The 14,088-nt window shown below is 34.9% G+C and carries 18 protein-coding genes; all 18 read right to left on the bottom strand.

Annotated elements, in window-relative coordinates; genetic code table 11:
* Window positions 1-54: 54 nt before the first annotated feature.
* Window positions 55-447, bottom strand: coding sequence for a hypothetical protein (locus H9L19_RS04780; protein ID WP_187528574.1), 393 nt, complete (start codon window positions 445-447; stop codon window positions 55-57).
* A gap of 20 nt (window positions 448-467) precedes the next feature.
* Window positions 468-701: a hypothetical protein gene (locus H9L19_RS04775; protein WP_187528573.1), complete on the bottom strand. Its 234-nt coding sequence runs from the start codon at window positions 699-701 to the stop codon at window positions 468-470.
* Between the two features lie 15 nt (window positions 702-716).
* The gene (locus H9L19_RS04770) at window positions 717-1,226 is read right to left on the bottom strand and encodes an antirestriction protein ArdA (protein ID WP_187528572.1); all 510 of its coding nucleotides are present in this window, start codon (window positions 1,224-1,226) and stop codon (window positions 717-719) included.
* Window positions 1,227-1,237: 11 nt separating this feature from the next.
* Window positions 1,238-1,582 (bottom strand): antirestriction protein ArdA, encoded by a 345-nt coding sequence (locus tag H9L19_RS04765; protein ID WP_187528571.1) that lies wholly within the window; start codon window positions 1,580-1,582, stop codon window positions 1,238-1,240.
* A gap of 6 nt (window positions 1,583-1,588) precedes the next feature.
* Complete coding sequence (locus H9L19_RS04760; protein ID WP_187528570.1) at window positions 1,589-1,840, bottom strand: hypothetical protein; 252 nt, start codon at window positions 1,838-1,840, stop codon at window positions 1,589-1,591.
* A gap of 4 nt (window positions 1,841-1,844) precedes the next feature.
* Window positions 1,845-3,218 (bottom strand): cell division protein FtsK, encoded by a 1,374-nt coding sequence (locus H9L19_RS04755; protein ID WP_187528569.1) that lies wholly within the window; start codon window positions 3,216-3,218, stop codon window positions 1,845-1,847.
* Window positions 3,219-3,229: 11 nt separating this feature from the next.
* Window positions 3,230-4,645, bottom strand: coding sequence for an AbiH family protein (locus tag H9L19_RS04750; protein WP_187528568.1), 1,416 nt, complete (start codon window positions 4,643-4,645; stop codon window positions 3,230-3,232).
* A gap of 59 nt (window positions 4,646-4,704) precedes the next feature.
* On the bottom strand, window positions 4,705-7,203 hold the full coding sequence (locus H9L19_RS04745; protein ID WP_187528567.1) for an ATP-binding protein: 2,499 nt from the start codon (window positions 7,201-7,203) through the stop codon (window positions 4,705-4,707).
* A 1-nt stretch (window position 7,204) separates the two neighbouring features.
* Window positions 7,205-7,660 carry a thiol-disulfide isomerase gene (locus H9L19_RS04740; protein WP_187528566.1) on the bottom strand — a complete coding sequence of 152 codons (456 nt, stop codon included), beginning with the start codon at window positions 7,658-7,660 and terminating at the stop codon, window positions 7,205-7,207.
* A 9-nt stretch (window positions 7,661-7,669) separates the two neighbouring features.
* Window positions 7,670-8,263 carry a hypothetical protein gene (locus H9L19_RS04735; RefSeq protein WP_187528565.1) on the bottom strand — a complete coding sequence of 198 codons (594 nt, stop codon included), beginning with the start codon at window positions 8,261-8,263 and terminating at the stop codon, window positions 7,670-7,672.
* Window positions 8,260-8,808 carry a hypothetical protein gene (locus H9L19_RS04730; RefSeq protein ID WP_187528564.1) on the bottom strand — a complete coding sequence of 183 codons (549 nt, stop codon included), beginning with the start codon at window positions 8,806-8,808 and terminating at the stop codon, window positions 8,260-8,262. Before H9L19_RS04730 ends, H9L19_RS04735 begins: the two co-directional genes overlap by 4 nt.
* Window positions 8,809-8,825: 17 nt before the next feature.
* Entirely contained in the window at window positions 8,826-9,974 is a 1,149-nt protein-coding gene (locus H9L19_RS04725) for a phage tail tip lysozyme (RefSeq protein WP_187528563.1), read from the bottom strand.
* A gap of 12 nt (window positions 9,975-9,986) precedes the next feature.
* Window positions 9,987-11,753, bottom strand: coding sequence for a CD3337/EF1877 family mobilome membrane protein (locus H9L19_RS04720; RefSeq protein WP_187528562.1), 1,767 nt, complete (start codon window positions 11,751-11,753; stop codon window positions 9,987-9,989).
* A 56-nt stretch (window positions 11,754-11,809) separates the two neighbouring features.
* Entirely contained in the window at window positions 11,810-12,325 is a 516-nt protein-coding gene (locus tag H9L19_RS04715) for a hypothetical protein (protein WP_187528561.1), read from the bottom strand.
* Window positions 12,326-12,472: 147 nt separating this feature from the next.
* Window positions 12,473-12,832, bottom strand: coding sequence for a HepT-like ribonuclease domain-containing protein (locus H9L19_RS04710; RefSeq protein WP_187528560.1), 360 nt, complete (start codon window positions 12,830-12,832; stop codon window positions 12,473-12,475).
* Window positions 12,819-13,181, bottom strand: a complete 363-nt coding sequence (locus H9L19_RS04705) for a nucleotidyltransferase family protein (RefSeq protein ID WP_187528559.1) — start codon at window positions 13,179-13,181, stop codon at window positions 12,819-12,821. The genes H9L19_RS04710 and H9L19_RS04705 overlap by 14 nt, the downstream gene beginning before the upstream one ends.
* Window positions 13,182-13,483: 302 nt before the next feature.
* Window positions 13,484-13,852 (bottom strand): MFS transporter permease, encoded by a 369-nt coding sequence (locus H9L19_RS04700; RefSeq protein ID WP_187528558.1) that lies wholly within the window; start codon window positions 13,850-13,852, stop codon window positions 13,484-13,486.
* A 5-nt stretch (window positions 13,853-13,857) separates the two neighbouring features.
* Entirely contained in the window at window positions 13,858-14,085 is a 228-nt protein-coding gene (locus tag H9L19_RS04695) for a TcpD family membrane protein (RefSeq protein ID WP_187528557.1), read from the bottom strand.
* Between the last annotated feature and the right edge of the window lie 3 nt (window positions 14,086-14,088).

Genomic DNA, 14,088 nt, shown 5'->3' with positions numbered 1-14,088 from the left:
TTGCTCAAAAGTAAACAAAGTATAATAAAGCAAGAAAGGAGAACATCTCACATGTCATATAACATATACTGCTATTGCTATAATTGTGGTGGCGCAATGTACGTCACGCAAAATAATTGGGTAACTTGTAGCAATCGATATTGCAAACGACGATTTAAACTTCCATATCGCAATAGATAAAATAAAAAGACAATTAATCATCCAACGATTCATTGTCCTTTTTTTCGGATCCAACAAAAATTCCAATTTATAGTAATCTTGAAAAATCTCAAAATCAATATTTTCTGCTGCATTTATACCAGCAACTCCCTGAATTTTTTCTGTAACGTATACAAACTCAAGTGATGCGGCCTTTAAGAGCTCCATTACATTTTTTAGTTTGGTTTTACCTTCAGCTGACAAACGAATATTCTCTTCATCAGTTCTAACGCCTAAAAACATTTTCAATTAACCTTTCTTAATTAAGACTAATCAGTTTCCTTCAAAGAACTTAATAAATTTTGCATTTTATAATAATCTTGAAGCATGTCAAAACTGACGATATCTACTGTTTCAATACCGGCCGGGCCTTCTAACTCATCTCTAACATTCTTTAATTCATTAGAAGCATCTTTCAATAGTTCCATACTATGTTTAAGTTTAGAAATGCCTTCTCGCGATAAACGAACCTCTAAATTTTCTTCATTAATTCCTAAAAACATTATTTTCCCACCTTTCTAATTATTCCCAATATAAACACCTTTACCTAGATCAGAATAATCACCAGACATCAACAAATCACGACCATAAGCGTCATAATCAAAATAACTTTCTATCTTGTCAGCAGGCAATTCACCAACACCGCCAATACTTTCTAATACTTCATAAGCCAAATCTGACTGGTTATCCGCTTGAATTATTTCCAAACCAGATACTTCATCATTATTAAACTTTTGAATATCTGAAAAATGGCTAGAAAAAAGAAGTTTGATCACATCATCAGCTACTTCAGTCCGAGATAATTCATCAGCTACTTGATTTAAAAGATTAATCGACGTATGTGCATCGATTTTAAACGGTGCTTCATAATCTGTAATCATGTACTCTTCATTGTGACTTGTACCACCAATCGCCCCGATGCGCTCTAATTCAGCTTCAATTGTTCTCACTGGCGTTGGTAGTGTAAACCACTTACCATTAGCAGGCTGCAACATTGCACCAACAAAAATTTTTACTTCTACTGTCATATCTTTTCTCCTTAATTTAACGTACGAAAGTACTGTTTATAATCAAAAACACTTAAATCAACACCTGCAGCTTTCAAGTCACCAGATACCATGGCATCAAAAAACACGTCAGAACTTTTTATTGCTCTCAACGTGTCAATTAATATATTCAATTCTCTAATCGATGCATAAGCATCAACTGCAAACGGTGCTTCATAGTCACTGATAATTATTGGTTCGTTCCAGGACAGCCCAAATAACTTACCAGTATTCTGCAATCTCGTACGTATCGTATTTTCATTCAACGGTAAATCAAACCAAAGACCATTGGCCGGGAAAATAGCAGGTGCTACAAATACACGCACTTCTAGTTCCATAATTTATCACTTCTTTCCTGACAAAATTTTATTCAATACATCGTCACTAACAACGTCTCGCTCTTCTTCAGATAACAACTTAAAGTCTACAAATTCAAAATCATCGACAATAGTAAAACTATACTCAAAATATTGACGATTAAAATAAAAACTAACAACGCCTTTTGTTCCCGAATAACGCACATTCCATCGTTTGGGCACTTTATTATCACACACACTTCTTAAGAAACTATTCAATGATACTGAATTTTCTAACATAACCCTATTTCTTATCCTTTCTTTGACTGTTCATCATTTCTATCCACTCATGCAAATTAAAGCCTTTCGGCATCTCTGGTGCAAAAAATGATCGTACCTGGTCATTACCTGACTGCAGAAAGCCCCAACCTTTCAAATCTTGAGACAATGCCCGCAAATCTTTTTGATTATCAGGAAACAACATCTTACTAATTTCTGGTGTTGGTACACCCATAACCATTTTAAAGTTTAACTGGTTACGTATTGCCATAGGCAAACTATCAGCAGAAGGACGTTGCATGCCCACGATAATATAGAAACCAAGTTCACGACCAAGCATCGCAATCTCTAATAAGTTAGACATTGCTGTCTGATAACCGTCATACTCCGGACTACCAAACTTCAATGCATCGTTACGTTCACGCCATGCACCAAATTCATCAAAAAACATAAAATGTGGTGCAAAATTAAAGTCCATATAAGCACCTAATTTTCCACTCTTTTTGATGTTTTCCATTTTCTCCGCACGTTGCATCATCTCTTCATAAAAAACATGCACTTGCTCATTAATTTCTGTATTATCACTAAATACTTTACCCTCAAGTGCTTTCGTATACTTCAAACTGGCTAAGTCTGACTTTTTCGGGTCAAACACAGTCACAAACTTCGTAACCACTAGCAACTGCCCTAAAATTGAGAATAACGTATAAGACTTACCAGTACCAACATTTCCAGCAATCAACATATTGTAGAATTTATCGTATTTCCAATCGATACCACGCATCACATTTAACGTCCCTTTTTTCGGTGCCAGGTCAGCTAACTGCAGTCTAAATTTTATTGGATCGAATGCAAACGTACTCACGATTTTCCCTTTTGATGATGCCGTATTTTGTAAATCGGCTAATAACGACGTCTCAATCAACTTGTCATACTGCCCACTAGCAAAAAAGTCCATTGATTTCTCAGCATCGATTGGTTCTTCTACCACCAATTGACCAGTTGCGTGTAGCAATTTGAATTTAATCTTTGGATAATACGTAATGTATTCTCCCTTGTCATCACTATTAGTCTCATATGCACCTTTCGATGACACTAACTTCGATAAAATCTGCTGTACTTCAACCGTTGCAATATAATGAGACAACCAATTATCGTGCGTTTTAGGATATTCAGTATATAACCTTTGCAGAAAGTGAGATGCAAACGATAAAACAACCGCAAACTCAATCAACATCACAATTGACACCATAACAATACTTAGATTAATGCGCATACTTAACAACAAAAACAACATAAACGTATTAATCAGCAACAAACTAAACGAAATAAAAAGCAAGGATCGAATAAACAATGTCCTTGCAAAATACTGATCACCATATTTAATTTTTCTATACATTAGATACCTTTCTACTTAATTTCTCTAATTAACAAACGATTATCTAAAATTAATCGTTCAATAATACGTTTACTGAATCTTTCATCTTGTTTTGCAGAAACATAACTCTGCAACAGATGTGTTATTCTATGATTTTCTTCAATTTCTCGCACTTCTTTTGTTTTATCACCATAAGTTGAATAATAAAAAATAAGCTTAACATCCGAATTCCAAATATCAATCTTATCGAAAATTTGATAGAAATATCCAAAATCGGTATCACCCAAAGAATGACCATAAAACTTAACCACAGAAATATCATCGGTCAAAATGTTAGAATGTAGCGATTTTTCAATCGATGCCGAATTCATTATTCTAAATGATTTTGTAAAGGCAACCTCTAAACTATCTGATTGAATTTCATCATTACCAATTCCAAAGATAACTCTACCAATTTTAGATTTATTTTCATCTTTTGAAACACTACCGTGAATATTTCTAACAGCATCAATTTGATCCAAATTAAACTTAGTCTTAATCGATTCATCTAGAGTGTAATTAAAATTCAAGATATTTGTACGTATAGTCACCTGATCATCAATACAAAAATCAGTAATTAGTTGCAGTAATAACCCTTCTGATTTTTCTAAGTAATCACTTTCTTCAGAAATTTTAGCTATATACCTTGAAAACATCTTTTCAAACACCAATAACTCAGAAATAAGAAACTCATTTATCTTGTCAACTTCACCTGAAGACACTGAAAAGTCATCTCTTTGTTCAAGAATGGCTATTAACCCAATTAGAAAGTCTGGATAATCTCCAATACTAGGTGAACGATTAATTATTAAACTGATTGCAAAAGCTAGTCCTTTATTAGCCCTAAGTAAATTAGGGTCTCCCTTTTTTAACTTATCAATTTGAACCTCAGAAAGATTTCTAATGAGCAAATCACCCATTTTGTTCTCAAAATCAAACCATGACAAATTTTCATTTTGAAGAATCATAAACAATATCCATATATTTTTTAATGGTGTTATTGTTTCTGAATTCCAAATAATATCATTTACCAATTTGAAAAAAGATTCTATTGTCTCTGTCAAAATATCAGCATCAGATTGAAGCTTTGCTTCAGCCGAATCTTCAGATTTAATAAAATGATCAAGAGCAAGACGATAGTTATACTGAACATCTTGCCCATTTTTCATATACGAATTCACTTTTCGTTCTTGCTCAGCTCTTGCAGTTTGTGCTGAATTAAATTGTTGTTGCGAATGCTCCCTTGTGCGATATAATCTGACGATTTCAGTAAATTGCTTAGATACATGAGATAAGTCATTTTCATCTATTAACAAACTATTTATAAAGTCCCTATATGTCGACTTTAAGTCAGCACGTAAGTCAAACCCATTTCCCAAAACTATCAATTCATGTTTTTCAGCTGTCATGTTAATGCATCACTCCTAATATTTATAATATACATTTTAAACATAAATATGCTTAATTTCTATGAATATTTACTTTCCAAATCAGAACTTGAATTTGCATTAACAGTCTTAAACGCTTCAGTCCACTCATCGAATAACGAATGCACTACCATTTTTCCAACACGGCCGTATAAATCACGATACAGACACTGACCTTTACGTAGATTAGCTAACATGTCAATATTTTCTTTATTAACAGGCTGTCCAAATTGTTTGAGAATGTTTGGCCTATCATCACGATCATCAAACGCAAATATTTGTCCATACTGACCGGTACTCTCTTTTCCATGACCGTCACTAACCAATTGAGAAGATGTGATTAACTCATTGTTTTCCGAACGTCCCAATCGTTTAATTGAGTCCAACACTTTCTTACCTGCAGAACTTGTTTCAAACACCCAAGCTTCGTCCATGAACTCGGCTGAAAAACGATCAGTATTACGTCGTCCAAATCGTTCCATGAAACGTCCTAATGCCAACATAATTGATATTGAATATTTATTTGAGTCAGTGTACGTATCCGCATGATCAGTAACCTTTGGTAAATCAAGGCCAGAAACTTCAAGAATGGTACGTTGATGTTCTAATGACAGATGATCACCTTGCCCGTCGCCAAATGCCAATCTCAACATTGAGTCTGGAATAATTGATTGATAGTAGTTACCCAATTCTTCTGCTTCTCCACCACGTGCCCGCAACAAGTCAACAATACCTAATGTACCCACTTTTTCGCCACGTAATCGTTGCTTACATAATTCACGTATCGAATCAGTCAAAGCCGTCTCTAATGAGATACTATGAGATACCGAGCGAATTTGAACCAGCATTTCACGAATAAGTGTCGAAACGTCGGCGATTTCATCTGCAGTACTATTTGCACTCAATGTATTCAATGGATCAATGACCCCATTATTTTTCAAGTCCGTATAATCTAACGTGATAAAGTGGAATGCACTAATTAACGTTTTAAAATATTGATTATCAACTGTCTCTAAAGCCCGTGAGAACCAACGTCTCATTTCCTGTTTTGGGTCAAATGCCAAAATATCCATATCAAACATACCAGCGTGCAGTAATAACGTTTTGAACAAGAATGATTTACCTGATCCAGTCACACCAGATATATTGATATGGGGACTATCGGTTTGCGTACCTTTAATACCTTTGTTTGCAATGATTAAATTAAATAGAACTAGCACACGTGAAGATGCTGCTGCAGTCTCAACGCTATCGTAATAATCATTTGTTAAAACACGGCCAAGGTAGAACCCTGTATTAGTACCAAGTTGTGTTGTCGTACCAAACAGTAACTCCGCAAACGTTATTGCCGATGTATAATTTTGCCAATACTTGAACCCACCCAATGGTGCACCAACTAGTATTTGATATAACAACATCTCTTGATGAAAGCTTGGTTGATAGACAGACAAGTCCTTATTCATACCCTGCAGTGCCGTTGATACTTTACTAATTTTATATTTAAGTTTATTAACATCACTATCTCTGATTACCAAAATCATCGTCCACGCCATAAATGCATTATCAGTATCTAACAACTCAACTAAATCAGTTGCCATACTAAAATTCATTTCACTTTTGGCTGATGCAGTATCACGTGTTGCTTCAGCATCTTCATATTCACCCTTATACTTTTCTTTTGCCCAATCTGCACTCTCTTTGATACCAAGTAGTCCGTCACGTGGCGGAAAACGTATTTTAAAATGCGTTTCAATCGGAAAATTGAATGATTGAATTTTAGGCATAATATCAAAATTTTCTAAATTAGTTGGCAAATTAATCACCAAATGACTAACGTAATCAGTTTCTGTACCATTATCACGTTTCACAATGCCTTGTTTTGATAAATCAAACACTGTATTTCTCATCTCAGAAAATAACCGTTTATCTGCGTGATGATACGGTGTACCTAATAGCTTAATCAACGTTTCTTCACTAACTTTTGATACATTCATTGCTCTCAAAATTGAATAAACTTCATCATTCATGATTTGGTATCGATCAAAGAACTTATCATCGAACTTGACTGAAAATTTAAACATTTCTGCAGCCGATTTCAACAACAAATTACTTGCGAACTTAATTCTATCTCGAACACCAGTACCAACAGCATGTGCCTTTAACTTAACGCCAATATAAAATTCATCAATGACAGCCGGGTCGAACTCTGACTGCAAAATATTAGTCTCTTCTTGACCCATATAATAGTCTGGTACTTCAGGAATATCCTTTGCCCAATCATCACGTGTCCCACTAATACGACCTTTTAGATCCATATCACTTGGTACAAGTTGTAAATCAAGCTCACCAAAACTTTGTAGTCTTTCCATAATATTGATCAAGATTGATTTATAGTCATCTTTATCACTATCGTTTGCCACATTAATTTGAAACGGTCTAATTCTGTAATATGCCCATACATCACCAACGGTTGTTAGTGCTAAATTTCCAAAATATTGAACAACTGGATTTTCATATTTAATATTTACACCAAATGCCACACTACTTCACCCCCTTATCAACAAATTGCGCAACTGCATCATTATCAGTTGTCACAAATTTCTTGTCACCTTGTACGAATGTAGGTGTATATTCAATACCTTGTTCTTGAATGAAATGCTTGTTGCCTTGTATAGCCACATTAATCGTTTGCACCTGTTCGCTTTCTTCATTTAGATGCCACATATTATGCCAAAAAACTGTCGGGAACACTTTCTCACAGTCTGAACATTTTGAACTATAGAACATAACTTTTTGTCCTTTAGTATTTAAATCGACTGTCGCATTATTACCTAGGTGCATCACTGTGTATGGCACAAACCATGTTAGACCAGCCAATAGCCCTATAACCACCAAACCCGATATGATCCAGTAACCAATACCAGATGAAAATATATTGCCCTTGTTTCTATTATTTTTAGTGCCTTTTTGATCTCTTTTTGCCAATCTTACTTTCATAATATTTATCTACTCCATACCCTTTTTAATCTGAACACTTGTTAATTTATTAATCGACGTATCATAATCGGCAAACATAATAACCGTACTCGATTTTGTGCCTAAATCTTGACTACCAGCCTTGACGACGACATTACCAAATACATGTATCACATGATCATCTGTTGATATTGATGTCGTGTAAAACGTCCCTGCATCATATTTACTGACTAATTTAAGATTATTTATTTTTGAGTTACCATTTCTATCTAGTCCCGATGAAAACAATGATGATTTCTGTTCATCTGTTAATTGCATCATATTACTCAAATCATTTAACCTGGCATCATATACTGCTTGATTATTATAAGAAAAAAACACTTTAGCAAATGCTTGAAGTGTTGATTTAGCACGAATAATATTTGTATCTTGAACGAGCATTTTTTGTGACTGACTAGTTAAACTAACATCTTGTTTAGCTCTTTGTTTATCCATAGTTTGTTTAACTTGTTTAGTATCATGTCTTAGTCCAAAATTTAGATGCCTAAATTCAACCACCGCCACACTCAAACCGATAGCAATTATCAATAACCCTATACTCATTTTTGATTTCATGAAATTCATTGATTAACTCCTTTCAAATCAAAGGCTGCATCAGCAGTTGAATAATGTTTGAATTTTGAGATCAACTTTGAACCTGTATCATATGTGACTTCATAAGCATTTAATTGTTCGGAATTTTGAGAGATAACATAAAACTCTAACGGTGAATTATACTCATTAATAACTGATACATAGACATCTTGATGCGTTCTAACTGCAGTATCAACAGTCGGTGTCAATTCATTTTTTAGTTGTTGAATAACACTAGGTTGTACTTGTCCCTTAAGACTTGAGTCAAACTGTCTTGGATCAGAATTAACAATTAGATCCATTGTCTCTTTTACACGATCATTTGCAGTTTGAAATGATTTCAATTTTGTATCTTTCAAATCTTCTGCCTTAAATTGAGTAGCCGGTGTTGACAACCGATTTTTAGCTTGTTTCTTAGCCGTTTGGTGCGTCCTGACATTATCAATCATTAAATTACTATGTTGATGAATATAGAACGTTAAACAACCGGCTAACACAATATCGAAGATGATTAACCCTTTTACCCACCCATTCATATTTTTCTACTCCTTTCCTACTTTTTTCCTTGAATAAATGTCATACCAGAACCCAAAGTTATCTCACGAAAACTAATCGTACCAGTACCAGGTTTTACAGCATTACATTCACTAATCAGAAATTTTGAACCGTCGTCACTAACCGCTTCAACAACCGCCACGTGACCATATGTTGGATCAGCACCAGCGACACCACGACCAAAACTGACAGCCCAACCTTTTTGCGGCTTATTGCTTGTTTGATACCCTTTTGTCTTAGCACTAGCACCCCAATCACCACCATTACCCATAGCATTATCAACTGGCGTCCCTAAGGCTTGCATACGGTTATACGCATACCAGGTACACTGATTAATCGGATAGGTATTTGTTGATGATGTGGCCGTGAAGTTAGTGTCAGTAACTTTATTCTTGTAATTAGCAGGTATTTCTAAGACTGATGCCCCAGATGAACCCATACCAGATACTGTGTTAGTTGAACAACCAACGTCATTTTCAGTTTCAGATTGTTCATTCTTACTCTCAGCATTATTATCACTAGCAACATCTACAGCAACGTTATCACTAGCACCACTTGCAATTAATGTGTACCACTTCTTCGCAAGCGATATACGCTTATCAGTAGTACCAACACCACCACGTTCCCACTTTGCACGTAAAAACTCGGTAGCTTCTGATACGTCGCCCATTTGCAGACCTTGTTTCAATAAGTCCGAATTGGCACCGTCATGATTTAACGCAAAATCTAATTGTAAACTTGCATCAGTCCACGACTTGTTTTGTGATTTAGCATAATTAATTAAGTCTACACGTCTCGACTTGTCCCACTGATTAAAACCAAACGCATAACCACTTAAGGACAGGTTTAGCGCCTTTGCTTCATCATAGGTAGCATCACTTTCAATTCGAGTTGAGCTGATGCCACTTTCAGCTTCTGTATTTCCTAAGTAAGCTGATATACCTGCATCAGTAGCACTATCGACTTTTTTTAAACTCGATGCAAGAGATAACGCTGTTTGTTTTTGATCAGCAGAATTTACAACAGATACGCTTGTGTCAGTGTCACACGACGAGTTGGACGAGATACCCATTAGTGCAACAATAACAACAAGCAATAACGATATGAATGTGATTAACGATATTTTTAAATTACGGAATATTTTCATCACTATCCCTTTCTAATTTAAATCATGTTTTAGACGTTCAGAACGTGCTTCACGTCTTTTTCTATCACGATCAATCACTTCATCAACATTGACCTGTGATGCAGAAGTATTTGTTGTCTTTGCGCCAATGGTAGCGTCTGATTTGCTTGACGACTTATCCAACGTTGTATTTCTAGCCGTTGCACGTGTCTCATCTGCTTTTTTGACATCATTTTCATCTACATTAGTATTTCTACCGCTTGAACTTGGTTTGCCAGTCGCTTGTTGGCTACTTTTTTTATCATTATTCTTATTATCACCTGCATTATTACCTGACCGTGGTTGAGACACAGTTTGATATTTATTAATGAGTTGCTTTCCCCTATTTGTTGCAGCATTCAATGGCTTGGATAAACTTACTTTATCCAGGCCTGCCTGCATTGCTCTAGAACCAGTGATAGCAGAGAAGAACCCGCCTTTCTTTTTCCATATGATTACCATTACGCCTACGTAAACAGCACCATTGGCTAATGCAGAACCCATATCATTCACAGGTACTAAACTGTCAGCAAATTCTTGCACCCAATTAACAATCAGAATACCAAAAATCAAAAATACTTTTCCAAACAACACTACAAATGTCATCAATATCAAATCAAACAGCGACTTTGAATACCTTGGTATCAGCGACAATAGCAGTACAAATGGTGTGACATAGTACAAAATAACTGACGCAATTTCTAAGAACAAATTCAATAGGCCAATCATAACAACCGGTATCCCATACGCAATTGACATAAATGGTGCAACAAATGACGTAGCAAATTGTTTCCAAGCTTTCTTACCGTCTTTGCTTACGTATGGATTATCAGAATAATCACTCACATTATTTGAATTAACGTAACCACCATAGAAATCTTCTGGATCACCCATTTTTTTCTTATCAATCTTGTTCGGATCAGCCGTGCCAAAATTACCTAAATAGAATGGTCGTTCAATCGCACGTTTGAAAAATTGATATCTAATTGCTTGTTGAAACGTTGTTGAGTCAGACATTTTGTCTGTTCCAGTATCTTTTGATGCAATAAATACTTCTTTTTGGATCGTTGACGTCATTGTGTTTATTTTAGTTAGAACAGATCCACCGCCAGCTATCCAGGTACTCCCGATAACAAAAATAAGAATAATACTTAAAATACCCCGAACACCATTCTTACCAACGAATTGACTTACAAATGCCCAAACTAAGGCAAAGGCGAACACAGAATAAACAATCGGCTTAAAGCTTTGATTTTGCCAAATATTAACTGTAAATTTTGTCGCATGTGTCATAACTTTGTTGGTAGACTTGTCAACAGATGTCAAATCAAAAACAACAGCAATAATTTTATCAAACAACGCATACACAATATCTTTATTGATACCCATAAATAGATCAGACAAAAAATGTGCACCCATGGTTGAAAAATCGTTCCAGTTAGATATTTCAGTATAGATTTTGTAATTATCTATAATGTTTTTATTGATTTCATCAATATCACCTTCATCTATCCAACGACGTATATTTTCTCGATTAACACCATTGTCTTCTTCTTTTAAATTATTAAGGCCTGATGTATTGTTGTCGTGCACTTGATTAGTATTGTCTTTTGAACTCTCACCATTTGATGCAATATCACTACCTGATAAATGTGTATCGTTATTTGGTAATCGTTCATCAGCAGATACAGTGTTTGTCGCAAATAAAAAGGCAGTCATTATTACTACGACTGCCGACATCACATATTTAAATTTACACATTAGAACTCCTTATTCAAACAAAAAAGCATCTGTCAAATGATAGATGCCAATCAAAATTATTCTGTTTCTTCTTCAGTATTATTATGAAAATGCCAAACAAGTGGCAATTTAGTCACGCTTTTGTCAATTGTTTCCTGAAAGCCCTCAACTGGTTTTTCGACATTCAAATCACCATGTTTTACTTCCTTGGTCTCTATATTATAAGCGCTCATTAAACCAGACCCATTTGGTACGTACTTAATTAACTGTTTTTCATCAGCCTTATAATAGATGTAAATGTCATCATGATCATACTTAATCATTGCCTTCAAATTATTTGCGTTATTTGGATTTTCATAAAAAGCCGTCAACGCAGAATTTAGGTCATTCTTTGATACGATACCTTTGTGATACTCAACCGTGTAGTCCTTACCTTCAACTGCTTGACTTGAAGTAGTCGATGCACTGCTGGTTTGCGACGTATCAACACTTCCCTTATTGCCCATATTTACCGCCATAATTGCTATACCTAACACAAGTACGATTACGATAACAACGGCCGCATACACGCCAATCTGATTTTCTTTACTCATATTTTGCCATTTTGATGACTTTTTTTCATTCATTACGTAAAACCTTTTCCTATCATGTATTACGTCCATTTTATCATATTCTCACTTTCATTAGATTTTTATACAAAACAAAAAGTGATCAATTGATTTGATCACTTCTAGCAGCCCTTAATATGATTTACGTATTTCATTCTGTAATACGTTACGCAATTGTTCTTCAGTATCTGGAATATTATTCAAGATAATATTTTTAATTTCCTGTAATCGAATATCTTCATATTCATGCACAATTACATTTCTTAAACCTTTTAATTCACGCCAGGGCACATCAGGGTATTCTTCAATCGTATTGAATGACAATCTACCCACCAACTCACCAACTTGTGTCAATTTCATCAGAATACTACTCAATTCAAGTCCATATTCAGTAATAATCAAGTCCATAGGCTTACTACTAGCAATATCGTTCACTTGATCCAAATATATCAACATACTTTCCAAATAACGAATGTCCTTATTGTTGCTCATATACCAATACCTTATCTTTCATAACATTTGCCTTGAATTTTCTACTAGACTCTGTGTGACTAGGTTGTTCAATAATGCTCATTTCAGTAATATCTATGGTACGATCTAAGGCTTCTGATAGTTCACGTTTTAACTGACGCACAACATTTTGATTGCCAATAAACGGTTCTTGATCACCAATTTTGCCGTCGATTAAAAAGTCATAGTCACTTGAAAAATCAAAACCACCATTCACATACGAGCCGTAAATATAAGCTTTTTGAATATCATATTTTGGAAAAACAGTTGCCAACTTCTGCTTCATTTCATCTAATGGCATCTTGTTTGCTGGTAAATCAATTTCAATCATGACTAACTCCTTTCTTAACCCCTTTTTCTCCATTGTACATTATTGATAACATATCTCAAGTTGTCTATTAATTTTGCCTATGATTAGGAACTGCCCCTAATTTGTCCTACCTTATAGGCCGACCTAGACATAATCAGGAACACAATTTAATGTGCTCCTTTTACTTCTATTCAACTAAGTGTGTTACACTTGCCGTGTCAGGTGAAATAGACTCACTCCTTGGGTTTCGTTAATTGTCATTCCCCGTTACTTTACACGGCATGTATCACACCTGATAGCCACTTTTTTATAAAAGTGGTTTTTTATATAATTTGGTAAGTTTTACTGTTGGAATTTAACCGTTCATCTTGATAAAGCTGCTCTCTCTTAACATGATAGTGCCAGAAATACTTTAAAAAATAAACAATTGTGATTTCAAATGGTAAATTATTCAGTTTCAATCGCTTATCCATTTGATACGCACCAATAATCAGAGCAGTGCACAATAATAATGCATAGCTTGACATCTCTACTGTAAACCAATGAAAAATAGCGATCAATAACAATGAAAAAGCGAATGCACCCACAACAACAACGACTTTTCTAGTATTAAACCAAAACGGTGAATAAAAATCACCATAAATCTGTTTGCGCTTTGCACTCGATGTAAAAACTGTTCGGTAATTATACATATAGATTAACCACCAAGACTAGAAAAGAAATTCATAATAAGTTGAATAACACCATTCATTGATCCCAATGCATTTTCAGGTCCATTAATGAAAAACAGAACAAAAGCAGCAACTAGAAAATATGTCAACATTTCACCCATATGCTTTTTTCCCATTGCCCAAATCATGAAACCTGCTGCTACTAAACAAACTATCCATATTAAACCTGGTTTAAGCCCATCATATAACGCCATAAT

This window comes from Weissella diestrammenae (assembly GCF_014397255.1).
GTDB classification, from domain to species: domain Bacteria; phylum Bacillota; class Bacilli; order Lactobacillales; family Lactobacillaceae; genus Weissella; species Weissella diestrammenae.
Note: the sequence above shows the minus strand (reverse complement) of the source record. Positions and strands in the feature narration are given on the sequence as shown.

Bases quoted from the DNA above. Each gene is read 5' to 3' on its own strand.
- H9L19_RS04775 (WP_187528573.1), bottom strand. From the start codon at position 701: ATGTTTTTAGGAATTAATGAAGAAAATTTAGAGGTTCGTTTATCGCGA.
- H9L19_RS04770 (WP_187528572.1), bottom strand. From the start codon at position 1,226: ATGACAGTAGAAGTAAAAATTTTTGTTGGTGCAATGTTGCAGCCTGCT.
- H9L19_RS04765 (WP_187528571.1), bottom strand. From the start codon at position 1,582: ATGGAACTAGAAGTGCGTGTATTTGTAGCACCTGCTATTTTCCCGGCC.
- H9L19_RS04760 (WP_187528570.1), bottom strand. From the start codon at position 1,840: ATGTTAGAAAATTCAGTATCATTGAATAGTTTCTTAAGAAGTGTGTGT.
- H9L19_RS04755 (WP_187528569.1), bottom strand. From the start codon at position 3,218: ATGTATAGAAAAATTAAATATGGTGATCAGTATTTTGCAAGGACATTG.
- H9L19_RS04750 (WP_187528568.1), bottom strand. From the start codon at position 4,645: ATGACAGCTGAAAAACATGAATTGATAGTTTTGGGAAATGGGTTTGAC.
- H9L19_RS04740 (WP_187528566.1), bottom strand. From the start codon at position 7,660: ATGAAAGTAAGATTGGCAAAAAGAGATCAAAAAGGCACTAAAAATAAT.
- H9L19_RS04735 (WP_187528565.1), bottom strand. From the start codon at position 8,263: ATGAATTTCATGAAATCAAAAATGAGTATAGGGTTATTGATAATTGCT.
- H9L19_RS04730 (WP_187528564.1), bottom strand. From the start codon at position 8,808: ATGAATGGGTGGGTAAAAGGGTTAATCATCTTCGATATTGTGTTAGCC.
- H9L19_RS04725 (WP_187528563.1), bottom strand. From the start codon at position 9,974: ATGAAAATATTCCGTAATTTAAAAATATCGTTAATCACATTCATATCG.
- H9L19_RS04720 (WP_187528562.1), bottom strand. From the start codon at position 11,753: ATGTGTAAATTTAAATATGTGATGTCGGCAGTCGTAGTAATAATGACT.
- H9L19_RS04715 (WP_187528561.1), bottom strand. From the start codon at position 12,325: ATGAGTAAAGAAAATCAGATTGGCGTGTATGCGGCCGTTGTTATCGTA.
- H9L19_RS04710 (WP_187528560.1), bottom strand. From the start codon at position 12,832: ATGAGCAACAATAAGGACATTCGTTATTTGGAAAGTATGTTGATATAT.
- H9L19_RS04705 (WP_187528559.1), bottom strand. From the start codon at position 13,181: ATGATTGAAATTGATTTACCAGCAAACAAGATGCCATTAGATGAAATG.
- H9L19_RS04700 (WP_187528558.1), bottom strand. From the start codon at position 13,852: ATGTATAATTACCGAACAGTTTTTACATCGAGTGCAAAGCGCAAACAG.
- H9L19_RS04695 (WP_187528557.1), bottom strand. From the start codon at position 14,085: ATGGCGTTATATGATGGGCTTAAACCAGGTTTAATATGGATAGTTTGT.